Source organism: Streptomyces sp. NPDC045701, assembly GCF_056432045.1.
The window spans coordinates 186,020-207,155 of the sequence record NZ_JBWKJV010000009.1; the positions used below are offsets into that span (position 1 = coordinate 186,020).

Annotated in this window: 21 protein-coding genes; 5 read left to right on the plus strand and 16 right to left on the minus strand. The window is 70.5% G+C overall.

What is annotated here, in order from left to right:
• Positions 1-5: 5 nt before the first annotated feature.
• The 15 genes from AC07DW_RS13880 to AC07DW_RS13950 form a co-directional block, all read right to left on the minus strand.
• On the minus strand, positions 6-317 hold the full coding sequence (locus AC07DW_RS13880) for an STAS domain-containing protein (RefSeq protein ID WP_478857861.1): 312 nt from the start codon (positions 315-317) through the stop codon (positions 6-8).
• Positions 314-2,491, minus strand: coding sequence for a glycogen debranching protein GlgX (gene glgX, locus AC07DW_RS13885; protein ID WP_478857862.1), 2,178 nt, complete (start codon positions 2,489-2,491; stop codon positions 314-316). The genes AC07DW_RS13880 and glgX overlap by 4 nt, the downstream gene beginning before the upstream one ends.
• Entirely contained in the window at positions 2,488-2,829 is a 342-nt protein-coding gene (locus AC07DW_RS13890) for an STAS domain-containing protein (protein ID WP_478857863.1), read from the minus strand. The genes glgX and AC07DW_RS13890 overlap by 4 nt, the downstream gene beginning before the upstream one ends.
• Positions 2,826-4,169: an AGE family epimerase/isomerase gene (locus AC07DW_RS13895; RefSeq protein ID WP_478857864.1), complete on the minus strand. Its 1,344-nt coding sequence runs from the start codon at positions 4,167-4,169 to the stop codon at positions 2,826-2,828. Before AC07DW_RS13895 ends, AC07DW_RS13890 begins: the two co-directional genes overlap by 4 nt.
• Positions 4,148-4,672, minus strand: a complete 525-nt coding sequence (locus AC07DW_RS13900; RefSeq protein WP_478857865.1) for a hypothetical protein — start codon at positions 4,670-4,672, stop codon at positions 4,148-4,150. Before AC07DW_RS13900 ends, AC07DW_RS13895 begins: the two co-directional genes overlap by 22 nt.
• Before the next feature lie 5 nt (positions 4,673-4,677).
• Complete coding sequence (locus AC07DW_RS13905) at positions 4,678-5,286, minus strand: DJ-1/PfpI family protein (protein WP_478857866.1); 609 nt, start codon at positions 5,284-5,286, stop codon at positions 4,678-4,680.
• On the minus strand, positions 5,270-6,937 hold the full coding sequence (locus AC07DW_RS13910; protein ID WP_478857867.1) for a thiamine pyrophosphate-binding protein: 1,668 nt from the start codon (positions 6,935-6,937) through the stop codon (positions 5,270-5,272). The genes AC07DW_RS13905 and AC07DW_RS13910 overlap by 17 nt, the downstream gene beginning before the upstream one ends.
• Before the next feature lie 31 nt (positions 6,938-6,968).
• Positions 6,969-7,805 carry a type 1 glutamine amidotransferase domain-containing protein gene (locus AC07DW_RS13915; protein ID WP_478857868.1) on the minus strand — a complete coding sequence of 279 codons (837 nt, stop codon included), beginning with the start codon at positions 7,803-7,805 and terminating at the stop codon, positions 6,969-6,971.
• Between the two features lie 52 nt (positions 7,806-7,857).
• Complete coding sequence (locus AC07DW_RS13920) at positions 7,858-8,562, minus strand: EthD domain-containing protein (RefSeq protein ID WP_478857869.1); 705 nt, start codon at positions 8,560-8,562, stop codon at positions 7,858-7,860.
• A gap of 136 nt (positions 8,563-8,698) precedes the next feature.
• Positions 8,699-9,634, minus strand: a complete 936-nt coding sequence (locus AC07DW_RS13925; protein ID WP_478857870.1) for an NAD(P)/FAD-dependent oxidoreductase — start codon at positions 9,632-9,634, stop codon at positions 8,699-8,701.
• 5 nt (positions 9,635-9,639) lie between these two features.
• Positions 9,640-11,115: a maltokinase N-terminal cap-like domain-containing protein gene (locus tag AC07DW_RS13930; protein ID WP_478857871.1), complete on the minus strand. Its 1,476-nt coding sequence runs from the start codon at positions 11,113-11,115 to the stop codon at positions 9,640-9,642.
• Positions 11,112-12,311: an IS701 family transposase gene (locus AC07DW_RS13935; protein WP_478857872.1), complete on the minus strand. Its 1,200-nt coding sequence runs from the start codon at positions 12,309-12,311 to the stop codon at positions 11,112-11,114. The genes AC07DW_RS13930 and AC07DW_RS13935 overlap by 4 nt, the downstream gene beginning before the upstream one ends.
• 421 nt (positions 12,312-12,732) lie before the next feature.
• The gene (locus AC07DW_RS13940; RefSeq protein WP_478857873.1) at positions 12,733-13,425 is read right to left on the minus strand and encodes an SDR family oxidoreductase; all 693 of its coding nucleotides are present in this window, start codon (positions 13,423-13,425) and stop codon (positions 12,733-12,735) included.
• A gap of 28 nt (positions 13,426-13,453) precedes the next feature.
• On the minus strand, positions 13,454-14,800 hold the full coding sequence (locus AC07DW_RS13945) for a sugar phosphate nucleotidyltransferase (RefSeq protein ID WP_478857874.1): 1,347 nt from the start codon (positions 14,798-14,800) through the stop codon (positions 13,454-13,456).
• A 97-nt stretch (positions 14,801-14,897) separates the two neighbouring features.
• Positions 14,898-15,056 carry a hypothetical protein gene (locus AC07DW_RS13950; protein WP_478857875.1) on the minus strand — a complete coding sequence of 53 codons (159 nt, stop codon included), beginning with the start codon at positions 15,054-15,056 and terminating at the stop codon, positions 14,898-14,900.
• 263 nt (positions 15,057-15,319) lie between these two features.
• Here AC07DW_RS13950 and AC07DW_RS13955 point away from each other — a divergent pair, with 263 nt between their 5' ends.
• Together AC07DW_RS13955 and AC07DW_RS13960 are read left to right on the plus strand one after the other, a co-directional pair.
• Complete coding sequence (locus AC07DW_RS13955; protein WP_478857876.1) at positions 15,320-16,165, plus strand: helix-turn-helix transcriptional regulator; 846 nt, start codon at positions 15,320-15,322, stop codon at positions 16,163-16,165.
• 331 nt (positions 16,166-16,496) lie between these two features.
• The gene (locus tag AC07DW_RS13960) at positions 16,497-16,778 is read left to right on the plus strand and encodes a hypothetical protein (protein ID WP_478857877.1); all 282 of its coding nucleotides are present in this window, start codon (positions 16,497-16,499) and stop codon (positions 16,776-16,778) included.
• A gap of 741 nt (positions 16,779-17,519) precedes the next feature.
• Here AC07DW_RS13960 and AC07DW_RS13965 read toward each other — a convergent pair.
• Positions 17,520-17,963 carry an ATP-binding protein gene (locus tag AC07DW_RS13965; protein WP_478857878.1) on the minus strand — a complete coding sequence of 148 codons (444 nt, stop codon included), beginning with the start codon at positions 17,961-17,963 and terminating at the stop codon, positions 17,520-17,522.
• A gap of 86 nt (positions 17,964-18,049) precedes the next feature.
• Between AC07DW_RS13965 and AC07DW_RS13970 the strand changes: the two genes are divergently transcribed.
• From AC07DW_RS13970 to AC07DW_RS13980, 3 genes are all read left to right on the plus strand, one after another.
• Positions 18,050-19,411, plus strand: coding sequence for a helix-turn-helix domain-containing protein (locus tag AC07DW_RS13970; protein WP_478857879.1), 1,362 nt, complete (start codon positions 18,050-18,052; stop codon positions 19,409-19,411).
• Positions 19,408-19,944, plus strand: coding sequence for a flavoprotein (locus tag AC07DW_RS13975; protein ID WP_478857880.1), 537 nt, complete (start codon positions 19,408-19,410; stop codon positions 19,942-19,944). Before AC07DW_RS13970 ends, AC07DW_RS13975 begins: the two co-directional genes overlap by 4 nt.
• A 357-nt stretch (positions 19,945-20,301) precedes the next feature.
• Positions 20,302-20,727 carry a ParB N-terminal domain-containing protein gene (locus AC07DW_RS13980; RefSeq protein WP_478857881.1) on the plus strand — a complete coding sequence of 142 codons (426 nt, stop codon included), beginning with the start codon at positions 20,302-20,304 and terminating at the stop codon, positions 20,725-20,727.
• Positions 20,728-21,136 lie beyond the last annotated feature (409 nt).

The window sequence follows — 21,136 nt, forward strand, 5'->3', positions numbered from 1 at the left end:
CCCCCTCAGGCGTCGATCAGGTCGATGCTGTGGTCGAACCCGGCCAGCCTGATCGTGTGCGCGACCGGCTCCGTGGCGCCGACGACGGCGATCCTGACGCCGTCGCCCATCTTCTGGCGGGCGAACACCAGCGACCGCAGCCCCGCGCTGGACATGTACTCCAGCTTCTCGGCCCTGATCACCAGCTCGATCGACCCGGCAGCCGCGGCCTCGTCGATCGTGTCGTGGAAGCGGCCGGCGCTGGACGCGTCCAGCTCGCCGATGAGCTCTATCGTCGCCACCCGCTCGTTGAGCCTGAGCCTCACGTCGAACGTCACGGTGCCATCTCCTTCTGCGTCGCTTGCGTCGTGGATACCGGGCGGCCCACGAGGATCACCGCCGAGTGCGGGCCCAGGTGGTAGCGCCCGGGGTGCTCCAGCAGGGGCTCCTGGCCCAGCGGGTGCATGCCGTACGGCATCAGGGCCCCCGTGTCGGCGAACAGGTGCCAGGCCTGGCCGTCCGGGAGTTGCGGGAGCTCCATGTCGTGGGGCTCCCAGTGGGCGTTGACGGCGACGTACACGTGGTCGTCGGGCACCCCGCCCTTCGCGTGCCGGCCGCACCGCATCAGGGCGACGACCCGGCAGTGGTCCGCCCAGTCGGGGTGCCAGGCGCGCACCCCGTGCCAGCTGACGTCCGGGTAGCCGCTGCCCGTCGAGTCGACGCCGCGCGGGTGCTCGGTGTTGCGCAGCACCGGGTGCGCGTGCCGGAAGGCGATCAGGCCGCGGGTGAACTGCAGCAGCTCGGCGTTGGCCTCCACGAGGCCCCAGTCGAACCACGACAGCTCGTTGTCCTGGCAGTACGTGTTGTTGTTGCCGAGCTGGGTGCGGCCCACCTCGTCGCCGGCCAGGATCATGGGGACACCCTGGCTGGTGAGCAGGATCGCCAGCAGGTTCTTCATCTGGCGCATCCGCAGGTCCCGCACGTGCGGGGAGGCGCTGGGGCCCTCCTCGCCGCAGTTCCAGCTGTGGTTGTCGTTGGCGCCGTCGTTGTTGCCCTCGCCGTTCGCCTCGTTGTGCTTGTCGTTGTACGAGACGAGGTCGTTCAGGGTGAAGCCGTCGTGCGCGGTGATGAAGTTGACGGACGCGGCGGCCCCGCGACCCCGGTACAGGTCGGGGGAGCCGGCCATCCGGGTGGCCAGCTCGCCGGCGAGCCCCGGTTCGCCCTTGACGAACCTGCGGACCGCGTCGCGGTACTTGCCGTTCCACTCCGACCAGCGGCCGTAGTTGGGGAAGTGCCCCACCTGGTACAGCCCGGCCGCGTCCCAGGCCTCGGCGATCAGTTTGGTGTGCCGCAGGATCGGGTCGTACGCGAGCTGCTCCAGCAGCGGCGGGTTGGGCAGCGGGGTGCCGTCCGGGGCGCGGTCGAGGATGGCCGCCAGGTCGAAGCGGAACCCGTCGATGTGGTACTCGGCGACCCAGTGGCGCAGGCAGCCCAGTACGAAGTCCCGCACCACCGGGTGGTTGCAGTTGACGGTGTTCCCGGTGCCGCTGAAGTTGTAGTACTGCCCGTCCGGGGTGAGCATGTAGTACGTGGCGTTGTCGAGCCCGCGGAACGAGATCGTCGGCCCGTACTCGTTGCCCTCGGCGGTGTGGTTGAACACCACGTCCAGGACGACCTCGATGCCCGCCCGGTGCAGCTCCTTCACCAGCGACTTGAACTCGTCGGCCTGCATGCCGAACCGGCCCGTCGCCGCGTAGCCGGCCTTCGGGGCGAAGAAGGAGACGGTGTTGTAGCCCCAGTAGTTGTGCAGCCGCTCGCCGGTGACCGGGTTGGTGCGCGGGTTGTCCAGCTCGTCGAACTCGAAGACCGGCAGCAGCTCCACGCAGTTGACGCCGAGTTTCCGCAGGTACGGGATCTTCTCCCGCAGCCCGGCGTACGTCCCCGGCGCCGTCACCCCCGACGAGGGGTGGCGGGTGAAACCGCGCACGTGCGTCTCGTAGATGACGAGGTCCTCGGTGGGGATCCGCAGCGGGGTGTCGTCGCCCCAGTCGAAGTCGTCGTTCACCACCTGGGCGCGGTAGGGGTAGACGTCGTTCCAGTCGGGCTCGCGCCCCCACACGTCCCGCCCCGAGACGAGCCGGGCGTACGGGTCGCTGAGCACCCGGCGCGCGTCGAAGCGGTCGCCCGTCACCGGGTCGAAGGGCCCGTCGGCGCGGAAGCCGTACTCCAGGTTCTCCACGTCGAGCCCGAACACCGTCATCGCGTACACGCTGCCGGTGCGGAACTCCGCCGGGAAGGGCAGCTCCGCGGCCGGCTCGGGCGCGCCCCGCTCGAAGAGCACCAGGCTCATCGAGGTGGCGCGGTCCGAGTAGACCGAGAAGTTGACGCCCCCCGGCACCGGGGTCGCCCCGTACGGGAAGGGCCGCCCGGCCCTTACCCGGTAGCCGGCGATCCGGTGCGTGGGGTACGCGTCGACGCGCTCGCGCATCTCCGTCAGGTCCCGGGGGCTCATCGCGCCGCCCGCTCCAGCTCGGAGTCCACGTCCTCGCCGATCCGGAAGAAGTCGAGGAAGCCGGTGGCGTTCATGACGAAGGTGACCTCCTCCGACAGGCCGACGAGGGTGATCCGCGCGGTGAGCTGCTGCGCCCTGCGGTGCACGATGAGCAGGGTGCGCAGCCCGGCGCTGGAGACGTAGGACACCCCGGTGAGGTCGACCAGGACGTCGGCACCCTGCCGGATGAACGGCAGGAGCTGCGCCTGGAGGCCCCCGGACGTGGTGCTGTTGATCTCGCCGTCGAGGGCGATGACGGTGATGTCGCCCTCGGAGCGCGCGTTGACCTTGACGGTCATCCGGCCACCTCCGTCCTGGCCCGGGGGGCCAGCCGGACCTTGACCTTGACCCGGCCGGACGTCTCGGGGAGCGTCACGGTCAGGGCGTCGGCGTCGAAGTCGGTGTGCGGCTCGCCCTCGATCTCGGCGGACTCGATCCGCACCGAGCCGGGCGGCAGCAGGTCGGGCGCGACCCGCAGCAGCCGGCCGTCCAGGTCGGACGGGTCGGGCTTGAACCAGAAGTCCATGGCCTTCCCGCCGGCCAGCAGGTTGTTGTAGACGGCCGCCAGGTAGCACAGCTCCGCCGAGTGGTACATGCTCATCGAGTGGCTGCCCTTGAGCCGCTCGACCCCCAGCAGGTACGGCAGGCCGCTGGCGAGGGTGTTGAAGTAGACGGCGCCCTCGTCGTGGTCGAGGAAGAACGCGTTGTAGAAGGACTGGGCGTCGCGGGCCTCGTCGCGGAAGTCCTCCCGTCCGGTGATGCCGTGCAGGATGAGGTACGCGAGGATCGCCTGCTCCTGCTGCCACCAGGCCTTGCGGTCGTGCCAGGCGAAGCGGAAGTGCTCCTCGCCGTCCCGCTTGATCCGCTCGACCACGTCGTACCAGCCGCCGCGCTGGCGGTCGGCGCCGACGTCCGGCATGGTCTCGCCGATGGAGGCGGCCATCTCCAGGTACTCGGGCTTGGGGCGGAGGCTGTGCATCCGCATCAGGTTCCAGGCGATCTTCAGGTTGTGGCCGACGACCGCCCGGTTCTGCTGCCAGCCGTGGGTGGTGTCGTGCGACCAGTCCTGGTGGAACCGCTCCTGGACGAAGGGGCTGTTCTTCGGGTCGGGGAACCGCTCGACGATGGTGTCGAAGGTGTACTCCAGCATGTCGGCGTAACGTTTCTCGCCCGTCGCCAGGTACAGGTTGATCAGGTAGGCGGGGGCGTGGTCGCCGACCGAGTTCCAGTTCTTGCGGGCCCTGTTCGGGCCGAGGGACTCGTGGTGCGGGCTCAGCAGGATCGGGTCGATGTGCGAGAAGTACCCGCCGTGCTCCGGGTCCAGGTAGAACCGGTCGAACAGCCGGAGGGTGGCGTCGGCGTCGTTCCTGATCCGCGGGTCGCCGGTGATCCGGTACGTCTGGACCGGCCCGGCGAGCGCGTAGATCTGCTCGTACGCCGGCAGCGCGTCGTAGTCGTCGGAGAACTCCGAGGTGAACAGCTTCTTCTCGATGTCGCCGTCGATGGACAGCCCGTGGTACCAGTACACGACGTTCTCGTCGGTGTCGACGAACCGCATGTGCTCGCGCAGGTACTCGGTGCCGCGCTCGGCGACCTCCAGGTACTCGTCCTCACCGGTCAGCAGGAACGCCGACGCCATGCCGTACACCAGCCGGGAGATGGTGTCGGTCTCCTGGACGTGGCTGGCGGTCTTCTCCCCGCCGGCCGGATCTCGGTGCGGTACTGCCCGAAGTCGACGGGGCCGTCGCCGAACTGCGCCTTGCGGTAGAACGCGGCGATCTCCTTGATCTGCCGGACCCACCAGCCCGTCTCCTCGAAGCGGAAGTCGTCGCCCTGCCGGCCCACGAAGATCAGCCGCTTGGCCTCGAACCGCAGCCGCTCCTCGGTGGGGTAGAACACGCCGTACGCCAGGAGGAACGTGCCCTCCTGGAGCATGTCGTCGATGTGCCCCGAGGCGTCCTGGTACGGCTCGCCCAGGTTGTGCAGCAGCTCGGCGCTCGGGTCGCCGTCCAGGGATATCCGGAACTCCGTGCCGGCCTGGGTGACCACGCTCACCACCCGGGCGTCGCGGTCGAAGCCGGTGACACGGCCCGCGATGGTGTCGGAGAACGTGAAGTTCACGGTGTCGGAAGTGGTGGACATGGCCTTCACGCCCCTCGCAGCACGAGCTCGTCGATGATGGTCCTGGCGAACAGATGGCAGTGGTCGCCCGTCCGGGCGGTCACCAGGTCCCCGTCCACGACGACGTCCTGGTCCACGTAGTTGGCGCCCATGTTGCGTACGTCGCCGATGAGGTTGTTGTGGCAGACCACCTTGCGGCCGCGCACCACGTACGGGATCGACGCGGCCAGCCACATGCCGTGGCAGATGATCCCCTTGACCACGCCCGACCGGGCGAACGCCCGGCGCAGCAGGTCGGTGGCCGGCGCCAGCCGCTCGATGTCCTCGGTGTAGCGCAGCCGGTCCGCGACCATGCCGGACGGCACGATCAGCGCGCTGTACTCGCGCAGCCGCCGGTCGTCCAGGTCCTCCAGGCTGCGGGTCACGGTCAGCGGCGCACGGTACTCGTGGCCGGTGAAGGTGATGGACTTGTTGCCCCACAGCCGGGTGAGGAAGTCGACGCGGGCGCCCTCCTCGGCGAACCGGCGCTGGTAGTAGGCGATCTCGGGCTCGTAGAAGTCGCTCTCCGTGAGGATCGCGATCCTCCGGCCGGTGAGCACACCGTCGCGCGACGGTGTCTCAGCTGTGCCGGCCATGGGTCCCCCCTTCGGTTGTTCCCTCGGTGGTCCGCAGGTCGATGAGGAACGGCTTGTCGTCGCTGAGCATCCGCTTGACCGCGTACGCCACCTGCTCGTGGTCGTCGACCCGCAGCGCCTCGACGCCGAACCCCTCGGCGAGCCGGGTGAAGCCGAGGTCGGGGTGGGACAGGTCGAACGGCGTCGGGTGGGCGTGCTCGGGGATGTCCCGTTCCCGCCAGTACTGCTCGATGTTGAGGTCGAGCAGCTTGTAGCTGCGGTTGTTGCAGATCACGAACTTGGCGCCGATGTCGTGCCGGACGGCCGTGTACAGCGCCTGGAACGTGTACATCGACCCGCCGTCGCCGGTGAAGCCGATCACCGTCTTGTCGGGGTGCGCGAGCTTGATGCCCAGCGCCCCGGGAATGCCCACGCCCAGCGACCCGCCGCGCGTGGAGAACCAGTGCCCCGGCAGCCGCCCCGGCAGGTACGCGTTCAGCGGCCCGGCCGCCGTCAGCGCCTCGTCGAAGACCATCAGGTCTTCCGGGGCCTGCCCGGCCAGCTCCCGGAGGAAGTGGTGCAGCAGCGAACCGTCGTCCCGCGGTCCGGCCGGCTGCTCGCGGCGGCGCGACTCCAGCCGCCCCGACGCCAGCGCCCGGTCCTCGGCCGACAGCCGGCCGTCCAGCTCGGAGGCGAGCGCGGCGAGGGTGGCCTTGGGGTCGGCGACCAGCCCGAGGGTGACCGGGTGGTTCTTGGCGATCTCGTACCCGTCGAGATCGATGTGGACGATCTTGGCGTCCTGCCGGAACGGGTTGTCCAGCACCGGGAAGACCTCGCCGAAGACATAGGTGCCGACGATCAGCACCGCGTCCGCGTCCTTCACCGCCGCCCGGCTGACCTCGCCGAACATATGGCCGAGCTGGCCCCGGTAGAGCGGGTGCCGGGCGTCCAGGTTCACCTCGGAGAAGTCCATGCCCCACACGTCGGCGCCCAGTTGCTCGGCCACCCGCACCAGCTCCGCCTGCCCGCCGGACGCCGAGACGCCGTCGCCCACGATGACGACCGGTTTCTCGGCGCCGGCCAGCAGCCGTGCCGCCTGCTCCACCAGGGAGGGCACCGGCAGCGCCCGGGTCTCCAGGAACGTGCTCGGGACGACCGGCTCGGTGTTGACCGCGTCCAGGACGTCCATCGGAAGGGAGACGAAGACGGGGCCGCGCGGCGGGGTCATCGCGATCTTCATGGCCCGCCGCAGCACCCGCAGCACCGAGTGCGGGTCGGTGACCCGGGTCGCGTACTTGGTGACGGGCTCCGCCATGGCGACCAGGTCGGCCGCCATCTGCGCGTCCATCGCGTCGTACTTCACCCCGGCCTCGCCGGCGATCACCAGGAGCGGTGAGTGTCCCCGCTTGGCCTGGTAGAGCATGCCGATCGCGTTGCCGAGGCCGACGCCGCTGTGCAGCTGGAGCAGCGCCGGGCGGCCGGTGGCCCGGGCGTACCCGTCGGCGATGCCGGCGGCGACCGTCTCCTGCAGGGTCAGGATGTACTGGAGGCCGTCGTAGTCCTCCAGCGCGTCCAGGAATCCCTGCTCGACCGTTCCTGGATTGCCGAACATATAGGGAATTCCATCGGCGAGGAATTGCTCGATGATCGCCGCTTTGCCCTGCCTGGCCATGTCTTCCTTCTCTCGTCGGTCAACCGTTGAATTACCAGCCGAAGCGGCGCAGCCCGTCCTCGAGGACCTCGACGATCTTTTCGCCGGTGAGGTACGAGTCCGGCGTCGAACGCCCGGTGATGAACGGGTAGTCCACGATCACCGACGTTTCCTTGCCGAAATTGCCGTGATAGCGGCCGTCCGGGCCGGTGGCGTCACGCAGGATGTACTCCAGCGGATACGGCGGCGGCCCCATGACGAAATCGGTGCCGAGGAAACCGGTCCCGTCCTTGTAGTCGTACTCCTTGCAGTGCCCGGTGACGTGCTTGCCCCAGATGATCGACTTGCGGTCCTCCCAGTCGCGGGCGAACGCGAGCGGGGCGACGCCGTAGCACTCGGCGGCGATCGGCTTGTCGGCGCGCAGGAAGGACAGGATGAGCTGGTGCACCCGCTCGTTGTTGGCCAGGTCCACGATCGGGCCCGAGCCGCCGACGATCAGCAGCGCGTCGTACTCCTCCAGCTCCTGGGCGACCAGGTCCACGGCGCGGTGGTAGGCCTCCAGCTTGCGCAGGTAGTCCTCGTCCGCGGTGTAGGGGCGCTCCGGCACCCAGCCGGAGATGTCGATCGGGTCGGCCATGCGGTCCGACTCGTCGATCTGCCGGGTGAGCTTCGCGACCTCCTCGGACGTCACCGACTTGCCCAGCGGCGGGTCGATGTACGTGGGGTCCATGCTCGGCGGGAGCGCGTGCGGCTGCCTGCCGGTCGGGGTGGCGAACACGACCTCGTAACCGCGCTGGTCGAAGTGGTGCAGCGGCCCGACGAGCTCCTCGCCCCAGTAGCCGTACTCCGACAGAATCACGAGGATCTTCTTGGCGTTCCTTCTGGCCACGCCTGCTCCTTCGGTAATCGGTGGGGTGGATCAGCGGCGCGTCACCGGCCCGTCAGCGGGCCTCGGGGCCGATGATCCAGTTCTCCTTCACGGCGAGGGAGAACACGTACTTCGGGTCGGCCACCTCGTCGCGGGCGGCCGCCACCTGGCCGGTGAAGTGCGGCGAGCGCAGCGCCTCCTTCAGGGCGTCGACGTCGTCGAACCAGAGCTGCTCGACGCTGTCGAAGCCGGCCTCGCCGAAGACGTAGGCGCCGTCCACGGTGTGCGCGTGCAGGTAGCGGCGCAGGCCGGGCGTGGCGCCGACGACGGAGGCGTAGCCGCCGAGGGTCTGCTTGCGGTACTCCTCCAGGCCGAGGCCCGGCCGGCGCTTCATCAGGACGGTGAGCTTCACCCAGTCCTGGCCCTTGGCGAGCGCGGGCCCGGGGATGACCTCGTACGCCGTGGTGTCGACGACGATCGTCTGCCAGAACGCGGCCCAGTTGGGCTCGTCGAGGCGGGCGCCCTGGAGGAACTCCTCCGTCTGGAGCGACGCGAGCTGCTCCTCGCCGTTGGCCAGCCAGATCTCGGCGATGCCCTGGTGGGGCAGGGCCGGCGTGCCGAGGTCGGCACCGGTCTCGACGCGGGTGTCGACCAGGTACTTGCGGATCTGCGGAATCTTCGCGGCGTACTTCACGGCGTGGACGTCCACCCAGTAGTCCTGGAACTCCTGGGCGGTCATTCCCGGCTTGGGCGCCGCCAGAATGAACTGATGAATCATGGGGAAGTCTCCTTTTCGGCCCCGCGCGGCATCGCGCATGGAAATGCCACATTTCCGGGACGGTGCTACGCCATCATTGGCGGCCGTCCGGGCACGCGGCAAAGAACCTCCGCCGACTTCCTGAACTGAGGTTCGGTCAGTCGGCTTTGAGTTCCGGTGGATGGAGGAAGTAATGCGCGGCGGACGCCGCCTGCGCGCCCTCGTGGACCGCCGCGGCGACTTGGTGGGAATGCAGGGAGGTGACGTCCCCGGCCGCGTACACCCCGGGCACGGAGGTCTTCTGCTCGGAGTCGACCGTGATGTATCCGGCGTCGTTGAGCGTCACGCCCAGGGAGCGGGCGAGCGCGGTCTCGGGGGTCGCGCCCTGGATGGAGAACAGGGCGTCCAGCCCGAGGCGGCGTCCGCCCCGGGTGAGGACGGCGCGCAGCCGGCCGTCCGCCCCCTCGACCTCCTCGATCCGGTCGTGGACCACCTCGATCCCGGCGCCGGCGAGCCTGCGGCGAAACGTCTCGCTGATGTCGTCGCGACGGCTGTTGGTCAGCAGCCGCACCCGGTCGGTCAGCGCGTGCAGCTGCATCGCCTCGCCGGCGGCGTCGGTGTGGCCGACGACGAGGATGTCGCGGCCCCGGTTCTCGTACCCGTCGCAGGTGATGCACCAGAACATCGACCGCCCCACGTACGACCGCCAGTCGGGGAAGTGCGGGAAGTGGTCCAGCACCCCGGTCGCCAGCAGCACCGTGCGGGCCCGCCACCGGTGGCCCTGGGAGCGGAGCGTGAACCCGCCGGCCGCGTCCCCCTCGACGGCGGTGACCAGGTGGTGGACGAGGCGCGTGTTGTCGTACCGGGCGAGCTGCTCGACGGCCAGCCTGCGCAGGTCGACGGTGGCGATGCCGCCGGGGAAGCCCAGGTAGTTGTGGTTGACCTGGTGGTGGGTGGAGCGGCCGTGACCGGTGTCGAACACCAGCACCCGCCGGTTGTAGCGCGCCAGGTAGATCGCCGCCGACAGCCCCGCGGGCCCGCCGCCCACCACGGCGGCGTCGACCCGGTCCGGCCCGGCCGGGGACACGTCCACGCCGCTCACCGGGCCGGGCGGCGGCGGCCCGCCAGGCGGCGCACCGCGGCCATCGGGATGGAGAGCCACTCGGGCCGGTTGTGGGCCTCGTACACCGCTTCGTACACCGCCTTGTCCGCCTCGAAGGCCCGCAGCAGCACCGGCTGGCTGCGCGGGTCCGTACCGCCGGCGGCCGTGTAACCCGCGCAGAACGCGCCCCGGTTGTGCACCGCCCACGCTGAGGCCCGGCGGGCGAGCCGGGTGCCGTGCACGTTCTGCGGCGACTGCTCGCCCGGCGGTACGCCGAGCACGTCGGCCAGCGCGTGGTGCGCGGCGTAGTCGAAGGACCGCAGCATGGAGGCGATGTCCCGCAGCGCGGGCTGGAGCCGCCGCCGCTCCGCCTCCGGCTGCCCCGGCTCCCCCTCGAAGTCGATCACGACCCAGCCGTCCCGCCCGCGCAGCGTCTGGCCCAGGTGCAGGTCGCCGTGGACGCGCTGGACCAGCAGCGGGGTGTTGCCGCGCTTGGCGACCTCGCCGAGGTCCTGGTGCACCGCCCGCAACTGCCGGGCGAACGGCAGCAGGGCCGGCACCTGGTCCACCGCCGCCTCCAGCCGCCGCGTCAGGGCGTCCACGAGCCCGTCGACCTGCTCCGGCCCGAGCACCCGGGTCTCCAGCTGCTCGGCGAGCGCCGCGTGCACCCGGGCGGTGGCCCGCCCGAGGGCGTGCGCCTCCTCGGCGAAGCCGCCCAGCGGGGCGACGCTCTCGCACTCGCCGACCACACAGGCGCGGGCCTCCTCGACGGCGACCGCCCAGCCGTCGCCCCGGTTGGGCACGAACTCCTGGAGGACGGCGAGCGTGATCCCGCCGCCGGGCGCCGACGGGGACGTCCGCACCCAGCCGAGCGGCGCCGCGCTCGGCACGTCACCGGCGCGCCGCAGGGCGGCCAGCATCTCCACCTCGGCGTTGGGTCCGGGCACCACGTGCCGCAGCACCTTGAGCATCATCCGGCCGCCGAACGCGATGGACGTGTTGGACTGCTCGGCGGTGAGCACCGACGCCGGCAGCCCGGCGGGGATGTCCGCGCCGGGAACCCGGTGGAACTCCACCGGACCCGCCGCGCCTGCCGCCCCGCCGCCGTCCCCCGGGCCCGGGTCACCGGCGGCGATCAGGCCGAGCAGCCGCCCCATCAGCTCGGGGTCGCCGGTCGCCTCGTACAGCAGCGTCCCGCCGCTCGGCCCGATGACCGCGTCGGTGAGCCCCACCGGCACGGCCGGGCTCTCGCCGACCAGGAGCTGGTACCACTCGTCGTGCTCCGTGCGCACCACGACCAGCAACAGCCGCGGGCCGTCGGCGCACAGGGTCTCGACGAGGACGGGCTCCACGTCGGGAGCGGCCCGGTCCTTGCCGCCGAACCAGCGCTGCCGGGCCAGCCAGCCGGGCAGCAGGCGGTGCAGATCGGCGGCGATCCGCCCGGTCTCGGTCACGTCCGGGGACACGGTCATGCGGCGGACACCTTCGCGCTACGGGGGACGGAGGACTCCGGCGCGGGACCGCGGTCCGCCCGGGACAGCATGGTGATCGCGTGCGCGAGGGACACCATGGTCATGTGGTGGTGCCAGCCCCGGAAGGAACGCCCCTCGAAGTCGCGCAGCCCGAGCCGGTCGCTCACCTCCGCCTGGTCGCGCTCCACGCGCCGGGCGAGCATCGCGGTGCGGTACACCGTGCCGAGGCGGGGCCGGGACAGGTTGGACAGCCAGTACTCGCTGGGCGTGCGCCGCCCCGGCTTGCCCCACGCCCCGAGGAGGACCAGCTCCTGCCGGCCGTCGCGGCCGCCGCCGGGGGAGCGCAGCCGCACGCGGGTGGAGCCGACGGACGTGGCGCGGACGGCCCCGGTGCGGTGGTCGAGCCACTCGACGGGCATCCGGTTGCGGCTGAGCGCCCCGGTCAGGCCGCCGTCCGGGTCGGCCGCGGAGAGGGGGGCCGGGGACCGGTCGGCGGGCCGTAACGGCTCGACGAGCGTGTGCGACTTGGCCGGATCCACCCGTACCACGAACGGGACCTGGCGGTCCATCAGCTCGGCGCACAGCGGGAACGGGGCCGTGTCGCGCAGGTCCATCACCACGGGACGGGCGGGCATGTTCCACTCCTCGGTCATCCGGACGACCGAGCCGATCGCGCACTGTTCCGGCGGGCACGACCCGACGTGCTCCGGAATGGAGGCGCGGCGGCGCATCTCGGGCTCGTCGGTCCAGCACTCGGGCAGCGCCAGCCACCAGTCGACAGGTGTGCTGAGCTGGTCGGACGCGAGCCACAGCCCCATGCCCTGCTGGCAGTTGACGATCCGGCCCAGTTGCGCCACGAACTGCCGCTCGACGCCGACGGAGTGCTGACCCACCTTGGTGATCACCAGTGGCCGCACCACCCAGGCGCGCGGCTCGGTGCGCAGGTGGAGGTGACGGGCCATTTCCCGCCGCACGGGAACGCAGTCCCACGGCGACTTCGTAATGAATTGGTACAGGCTCTGTTCGACACCGCCGCCCGCGTGGCCGGCGAGGGCCCTCATCGTCTTCTTGCCGTCCACCGAGAGAAGGCCCCGCACATACAGTTCGCCCCAGCGGCGTTGGTCGCTCCGGGGAATGGAAGCGAGTGTCCGCGTGAGGAACTCGGCGAATATCGCGGGGGAATGATCCTCGGGCATATTCAGGTCTTCCACGACCGTTACCCAGCTCTCTCCACAGAAGTCTACGTTTGTCCCGAGCAAATCGGCCAGCCGGTTTTTTCCGGTAATTCAAGGAGCGTGGCGGCGAACCGGTACGCGCACCCGCACTCCATGAATCCGCCCTCCGCATTCCGGAGCGCGAACCCCGGAACGCGGTACAGCGGGAACCCGGGAAACACCGGTCCGGGCCCCTCTGCCAAAAGCGCCGGTCCGGAAGCGGACACCGGGGCCGGCCGGCACGCGGACGCGCCGTCGTGGCACGCGCGTGTCACCGGCCCCGGGTCCGGCCCCGCCGCCCCGGGGGACGTGGGCGACGGGGGTGAGGACGGGGGCGGGGGATGGGGGGCCCGCCCGCGTCGGTCATCGGTGTGCCCGGCCCGGGCACACCCCCGGCCACCGCCTAGCGGCTGCGCTCGAGCTGCCGGTCGGCGCTGAGCCGGGAGAACAGCGGCGCCCAGTCGGTCGGCGTCTCGCCCAGCTCGTTGTACATCTCGAAGGTGCGGCCCGCGGCGGCCGGCGAGCCCAGCGCCTGGACACACGCCTCGGCCACCGCCGTGCGCGACACCCAGCCGTCGCCCCGGTCGCCCTGTTCCAGCCGCACCCGGTTGCCCGCGAAGCCCTCGTCCGTCAGCCAGCTGGGGCGTACGACGGTGTACGGGAGCCCCGACTCGCGCACGGCGTCCTCACCGCGCAGCCGCCAGTCCAGCAGCCTGCCGTACGCGTTCATGGGGTGCTCGCGCCGCGTCACGAAGATCTGGCTGACCAGCACGAAGTGCGGCCGTTCGCCGTGCTCGGTGGCCGCGGCCAGCACGTTGCGCACGCCGTCGTACATGGTCGTCTCGGGGCTGTCGGGCCCGGAGTCGGCCGTGCCCGGCTCGACGCTGAACACCACACCGGCGCAGCCGCGCAGCGCGGTGGCCAGCGAGTCGGCGTACCGCACGTCGGCGCGGTGCTCCTCCACTCCGAGCGGCAGCCGGCCGCGTTCGGGATGCCGGCTCACCACCCGTACCCGGGTGCCTTCTTGGAGCAGGCGGCGGGTCACCAGACTGCCCAGCCGGCCCGCGCCTCCGATTACCGCAATGGGACTCCGCATGGTCCCCTCCAGGAGTGATCCGCCGCCGCTACACCCAGTTGAGGATGTCGTCGGCGCTCTTGAGTTCCGTTTCCGCGGGCACCCCGGTCATCGCGGGCACCCTGAGCCGCGGGTAGACGCTCACCCCGCAGAACCGTGACCCCGGCCAGAGCATGGCGCCGTCGCCGATGGCCGAGAATCGTTCGAGCCGTGCCGGCCGGGTCCGCTCCGAGCAGACCTCGGCCATGGGGCCTATGTAGGAGTCCTCGATCTCGGCGTACGCGCCGACGACGGCGGACTCACCGACGGCCGACCGGACCACGCTGGCGCCCTCGCGGACCTCGGCCCCGTCGCCGATGTCCGCGTGGTCGAGCCGTACGCCGGGTCCGATCTCCACCTCACGGCCGATCCTGACGCCCGGTCCGACCACCACCGAGCCCTCGTCGATCTTCTGGGCGAGGGTGGTGCCGGTGACGTCGTCCTTCGTCCGCAGGCTGCTCTCATGGATCCAGCAGCGCGGTGAGGCGACGTCGGGGAGCCGCATCAGCCGGTTCATCTGCTCGTACGCGCCGTCGAGCACGAGCCCCAGGGTGTGCAGGTAGTCCGGTACGTTGCCCAGGTCGCCGAGCCGCCCGATGGAGTGGGCCGCCACCGGCAGGCCGCGGGCCGCGAGCCACGGCAACAAATCCTGGCCCCAGTCGAGCCGCTGGTAGCTCTGCCGGAACAGTTCCGGTTCCCGGGCGAGCAGCCGCAGCCGGGCGCAGTCCACCAGGTACATCCCCGCGTTGGTGGGGAGGGTGACCCCCGCGTCCACCGTGGTGCGCGGGAACAGCTCCCCGAGCCGGGTCCGGTCGGGCTTCTCGACGAAGCCCTGGACCAGGCCCTCGTCGTCGGTGCGCATCACCCCGTACTTGCCCGCGATCTCGTCCGCCGTGCGCCGCACGGCGGCCACGGTCACCAGCGCGCCGCGCTCGGCGTGCGTCGCCTCCATCGCCCCCAGGTCGAAGTCGAAGAGGGAGTCGACGGGGAGCACCAGGGCGCGGCCCTGGAGGTCCCACTGCTCGAGGTTGTGCAGGGTGGCGCCGGCCGACCCGACGTTGTACCGGTCGAAGCGCGAGCGGGAGTAGGTGACGTCGACGCCGTAGCGCTCGCCGTGGCCGAGCAGGAGCTTGATCTGGGTACGGTTCTCCAGGCCGTGGGTCACCACGTAGAAGCGGCGGATGCCCTGCTCGCGGCAGGCGTCGACCACCCACTCCACCAGGCGGCGCCCGGCGAACGGGATCAGTGCCTTGCTGCGGATGTGGTCCGGGGACTTGAGCGTGATGGGCTTGGCCCGCTCGCCCCGGCCGCCGGCGAGGAGTATGCCGACCGTTTCCCGGTTCCTGTCCGTACTCATCCAGCGCCCCCCTCGAATCGGGCGAATCAGCGACGCCCGGGATTCACACCGCGGAAATCCGACGTTCCCGTCGGCCGCCCGGCCGACCGTCCGCTCTCTACCAGTCGTCGTCGGGCTGCTCGGTCTTCACCGTCGCCTGCACGATGGCGGAATTCGATCCTCCGAAGAAGCCGGCGACGCCCTGTCCGCCCAGGCCCGAGATCAGTGCCAATGCCACCGCGAGGAACACGGGTATGGAGATTGACTTCTGTTGCATTTTCCCTCCCCTGGCTGAAAGGCCCCTCGGCCTCTCGCCACGAGAAATATGCCGTACGACAGCGCCCCAATGGTCGGTTGAGTAGCATCATGATCACGCAATGCGAGAATCGGAAGGAGAGGCAAATGTGCACAAATTCGGACTTAGCCCCGCATTCGAACGTCGCCAAGCTGTGCGCTCGTGGTCTCGAGGTCTACCGCCGTGCCCTGCTGCAGGGTCCGGTTTCCGAGGAAGTGCCGGACTGTCTCCTCCGGTTGGGGCTGATGCGGCCATTGGCCGAAACCCCCACACTGCTGGCAGCCGTCCCTCCCGACATAGCGGACCGCGAGCTGACCCGGCCCATAGAACGCGAGCTGCTGGCCCACCAGCACACCATCGCCGCCATCCGTGACTCGATCTCGGCGGCCGAGACGGTGTACCGCTCCACCCGGTCGGCCGGCGCCGGCCCGGTACGCCTCCTCCAGGGAGCCGAAGTCATCCAGGCCGCCCTGCACCAGGCCGCCGAGGCCTGCCGCGAGGAACTCCTGACCTGCCAGCCGGGCGGCGGACGCGCCCCGGAGAACCTCGCCAGATCCCTCTCCCGCGTCCTCGCCATGCACCGGCGCGGCGTCAAACAGCGCACCATCTACCAGCACACGGTGCGCGCCCACGGCCCCACGCTCGCCTACATCGAGCGGGCCACCGCGTCGGGCGCCCAGTTCCGCACCATCAACGAGGTCTTCGACCGCCTGATCATCTACGACCGCACCACGGCCTTCATCCCGGACCCGCGGCACGAACTGAGAACCGCCGCCCTGGCCATCGACCACCCGGCGATCGTCCACTACCTGGCCAAGGTGTTCGACCACACCTGGGAGCGCGCCGAGGCGGTCAGCATCACCCAGGAGTACGCCCGCCCCCCGCTCATGACCGACGAGACCCGTCGCGCCGTGCTGCGTCTGATGGTGGAGGGCTACACCGACGCGGCGATCGCCGGCCGGCTGGGCGTGAGCGCCCGTACCGTCTCCACCCACATCAAGAAGGCCTCCGACCTCCTGGGCGGCCGCAGCCGCGCCCACCTGGCCTACCTCCTGGCCCAGTCCGACCTCCTCGACACGAGCCCCGGCTGACCCCCCACACCCGCACGAGGAGCAGGCCCCCCGCCCCCGCCGATGTGCCCCGCACATCCCCCCACCGGCCCGGCCCTCTCCCGGGCGTCCCGAACGGCACGCGACCCGGCCCGAGGACGACGACGGCCACACGTACCGCCCGCACCCGGGCGGCGGCCGCCCCGGACACGACGGCCCTCACGGCGTCCCCCGCCCGTCTCCGCCGGCCCCCCGAGCCACACACCGGGCTCCCCCAACCTCCCGTTCCCGCCCCCGCGCGCTGCCCGACGTCGTATACGGTCTGACCCTCACCCCGAGCCGAAGACCGCGCATCGCGGTCCCTGGAGATGTCATGAGCCTGCTGGCGGTACTCGACGAAGCGGTGGCCACGCTCAAGGCCCCGTTGGAGGAGGCCGACCGGGCGCAGGGCTGGACCGACGATCTCCGCCGAGAGGTACAGGAGGAAATCTCGGTCACCCGCTCGGTGCTGCGCCGCCACGGGACGGTCATGGTGCGGCACCTGCGTCCCCGCTTCGACGAGTGGCTGGACCACGAAGGCGTACGGCCCGGCCACCTCCGGCACGTCGTCGACGACGTACAGCGCCTGCTGGTGGAGACCCGAACCGCAATGTGACGTCCGCGCCGAACGGCACACGCCTCCACCTGCCTCTGCCGGCCGACAGCACGCTGGTGGCGGCCGCCCCGGCCCCTCGACCCCCGACGCCCGCTCCCGCCCGCTTCGCCGACCGGGCCCCGAGCCACGCCCGAGCTTCCGCGACGGCCACACGCCGGCCGCCCTCGCCCCCGGTTCGGCGCCCACTGCCCCGCCCGGCGCCCGGATGCGCCCCCTTCACCAGTGCGGCCGGCCCCCGTCGCACGCTCCTCCTTGCCCGCGGCTCAGGGCAGCAGGTCTGCCTGCTCGCCCTCGCGGCCCACCTGTCCGGCTGCGCCGGCACCGCGGTCCACGGCGGCCTCTGGACCGAATGGCGGGCCGCCGAACCTGCCGGTGGCGACGTCGACAGGCACGGCCTGCTCGCTACAACGAAGGGCGGAGACCTCCCCAACCCTCACTGCTGACGGCTGCACCGTTCGCCCCCCCTGCCAGGGCGCGCGGAGATCGCTTGCCCCCTCGGCGGCGGCGCCGCCTTCAAGTCGTCGGGGCGGCTGCTGAGCTGTCACGGACGGTTCCCCACAGCGTGGGGATGGGCGCTGATTGCGACGGAGGCGTCACTCGCGGCGGAATAGTCTCCTGCACGCTTCGCTGCACGCCTCTGTTCGGCGAGGGCGGCGCAGATGTCGCAGCCTTCCGCGGGGCGGGGTGCTACCAGGGGGAGGGGAAGGGGGACGCCCGGATCCATCCAACTTCTCGGGTCGGTCATGACGCGGAGCTCGGGAGTGTGGACGCGCCAAGGGGCGGCCGCCTGCCGACATCGGTCGTGATCTCCGCCCAGACCCGCTTGCCGGCGGGATGCGGCTCGACGCCGAAACGATCGGTCAGGACATGGACGATGAACAAACCTCGTCCTCGTTCGTCCTCCACATGGGGCAGCCTTGGGGAGGGCGACGTGCCGGTGGCGTCCTGGACCTCGATCCGCAGCACGCCGTCGTCGAGAGAGGCGGTGACCGAGACAGGCCCGGGTCCTGCGTGGGTCACGGCGTTACCGAGCAGCTCCGCTGCCACCAACTCGGCATCATGCAGCGCTTCGGCGTGGACAGTACTGCCCCAACTGCTCCTCATCTTGTCCGCGAGTCGCTGGCGTGCGGCGGCGGCAGCCGCCGGAGTGGCCGGTAGTGACAGGTCCAGACAGTGCGCTTCCATGAGCGGCCTCCTGATCGAGCGTGGTGACTTCACGAAACCGGAGCGCACAGTTGTCAGCGATCGCGGATGCCGCTGGTGCATGGCTTATGCACGTCCTGCATTGCCACCAAGTCCCGCTGCCTGAAGCTCGTTTGGTGGGGCAAAATCGGCAACGGCGGAAGGAGCCCTGGCACGGATGGGCCGATGTACAGAGGGAAGCAAGGCGGATCGGTGCGGTGATTCGCCAAGCTCGTGTCTCGCGGGGCCGCTCGGAGGCTGACGTCGCTCAGGCCCTCGGCTACCACCAGTCGAAGGTCAGCCGCCTGGAAAGTGGGCGTGGAACCGGGGACGTACGCCTGCTTCGCGAGATCGCGCGGGCGCTCGACATTCCTCCTGGTCGTCTCGGACTGGCTGCCACGCCTGAGGTACGGCGCACAGAGCCCTGCGCGGAGACAGTGCGCCGCCGGTCCATCCTGGCGACAGGCGTCGCCGCACTCACGGCTCCTGCACCACCCTCGGGAACCCGGCAGGCACTGATCGCGTCGCTCCTTCCCGGACCACCGCCGGATCCACCACGTCGCATCCCGGCGCTCGGAGAACTCCGTGACCGCGTCACCGCGGTGCGCCGGCTCTTCTGCACCTGTGATTACGCGGGAGTGGCGCGCACCCTGCCAGGTCTTGTCAGCGCTCTCCGGCAAGCAGTCGGAGAGTCCCCGGGCTCGGCGGAGCTGTCCGCGCTTCTTGCCACGGCCTACCAGACCGCGGTGAGTCTGTTTCTCAAGCAGGGCGATCAGGGCAATGCCTGGCTCGCGGTCGGCCGCGCCATCGCCGAGGCGGAACGCTCCGGCGATCCGGTGGTCCTCGCCTCCAGCGTCAGGGTTCACGCACACGTGCTGGCCCGTGAGAGGCACGCGGACCAGGCGATCACCCTCGTCCGGCACACCAGCGGCCGGCTTGCCGGTGCCTACGACCAGCGCTCCCCACGTCATCTCGCGGCGCTCGGGCTGCTGCTCCTGCGGGGGGTGACCGCTGCCAGTAGCGGCGGCGACAGGGAAGCCACCCAGGAACTTCTCCTGGAGGCCAAAGAGGTGGCCCGGTACGTCGCCCTCGACCGCCCGGACGAGTGGGCGAATTTCAGTCCCCTCGCCGTGGCTCTGCACGAGGTGAGCGCCGCAGTCGCCCTCAGCGACCCGGGCGTGGCACTGCGGGCCGCCCGCCCTCTCATGCGTCGCCACATCCCCGTGCCCGAGCGTCGCGCCGCGCTGTGGGTCGAGACGGCGCGCGCGTACACCCAGCAGGACCGACTCGCCGAGGGCTACCAAGCACTCCGCGTCGCGGAGAGCTGTGCCGCTCAGGACATCCGTCGCCCGGCCGTCCGGGAACCGGTCGCACACATGGCGGCCCGTGACCACCGTCGTAAGCTTCCTCAGCTGCACGACTTCAGTCGTCGTCTCGGAGTACCCGCATGAATGATCAGCCGAAGAAGCCCTTCCTGTACGTCGTGGTCTGCGCGGCGGGCATCGCCGGTGACGCCGGCAAGCTGGTGACCGCCGCACAGGCGCGGAACTGGGACGTCGGCGTCGTCGCAACGCCCCAGGGCCTCGGCTTCCTCGACGTCGCGGCGATCGAGTCCCGGACGGGCTACCCGATTCGTTCCGCATGGCGCGTTCCCGGAGATCCACGCCCCCTGCCGCCCGCCGATGCCATCGCCGTCGCGCCGGCCACGTTCAACACCATCAACAAGTGGGCTGCCGGAATCTCGGACACCCTAGCCTTGGGCATCCTGTGCGAGGCGTACGGCGCCGGCATTCCGACAGCGGTCCTGCCCTACGTGAACGCCGCCCAGGCCGCTTACCCGGCTTATCGCCAGAGCTTGGAGCGCCTACGCGAGATGGACGTCCTGGTGGGGGAGTACGAACCCCATAAGCCGAAGTCAGGCGGGGGCGCTGATCGCTTCCGCTGGGAGTCGGCGCTGGAGCTGCTGGAGCCGAAGGTGAGCTAGTCACTTCCGGGGCGATGCGAGGATCCCGTCACGCCTCGACCACAGCCCCGACACACGCCCGTTCCGGGCGGCACACGCCTGCACATACGCGAAGACCCCGGCCTCAGCGTTTCCGCTGATGACGGGGTCTTTGGACACCACCTCGTGCAGGGTTGACCCGGCAGGATTCGACCCTGCGCACACGGCTGCGGAGGCCGCTTCGTCCGTCGGCGTAAGGCCTGGCCGAGGTCGTGTTATGCCTGCCCAGAACTCATCCGGTCCACAGGTGGTCCACGGCGTCCGTCCGAGTCTTGCCCGTCCAAAGGAGGCGTCGCAGATCGTCCTCCTCTGCCGTATGACAGTGGGTAGCCTCGCGGCATGACGACCTGGACGACGTTGGCACACCTCCACCACTTCGAGCCCTGTAAAGACTACGAAGCGGTCCTGGACGCTTTGGTTGCCCTGTACAACAGCACCGAGGCACTTCGGTGTTGGAAGTCTGAAGCGGTGCCGGTCGGCGAGATTGACCGCTTCCAGATAATGGATGACCTCGACGACCACGACGGTACGCATCGCGTCGAGAGGCTTCGTGCCACACTCAGTGACGGTGGCTCCGTACCGCCGGTCGTGCTGGTCCACGGGCTCACCCCCGATCGGGGTAACTACTTCCTCCTCGACGGGTGCCACCGTTTCAATGCTGCACGCAAGGAGGGTGTGGCGAACCTCTATGCCTGGGTTGCGCACATCGGCTGCTGTGGCGGACCCTCGCCGGACATGGACGCCACGAGTTCGTCCGCGATGTAAGCGGCCGGCCGGCCCAGACGACGCACACCATCACTGGGGCGTCGATGCCGTCCGTCTGGTCCAGAACCTCGGTCAGTTGGCCAGTGCACCGTGCAAGCGGGCCGGCCTGGTGGGAGAGCGTGGTCGACACCCGCCGGTGCCCGCCGTCGGTACTGGCTACAGCGGACGCGAGGCCAGGGCAGCTCTCGAAGCAGTGTGGTGCCCCGCGCAAGAGATCCCAGGTGAACCGGTGGGCCGCAGGCGGCTAGCTGAGTTATCGTCAAGTGGGCCGCAGTGGTGAACACTTCAGCGCATAGGCGGCTTCGTTCAATAGTGCTAGTGTCCTGCGCCGGGAATTCGATTAAGATATGAGGCCAGGCGTTCGAGGATCTCGTCGGCGCTCTTCGTCCATGTGAAGGGGCGGGGGTTC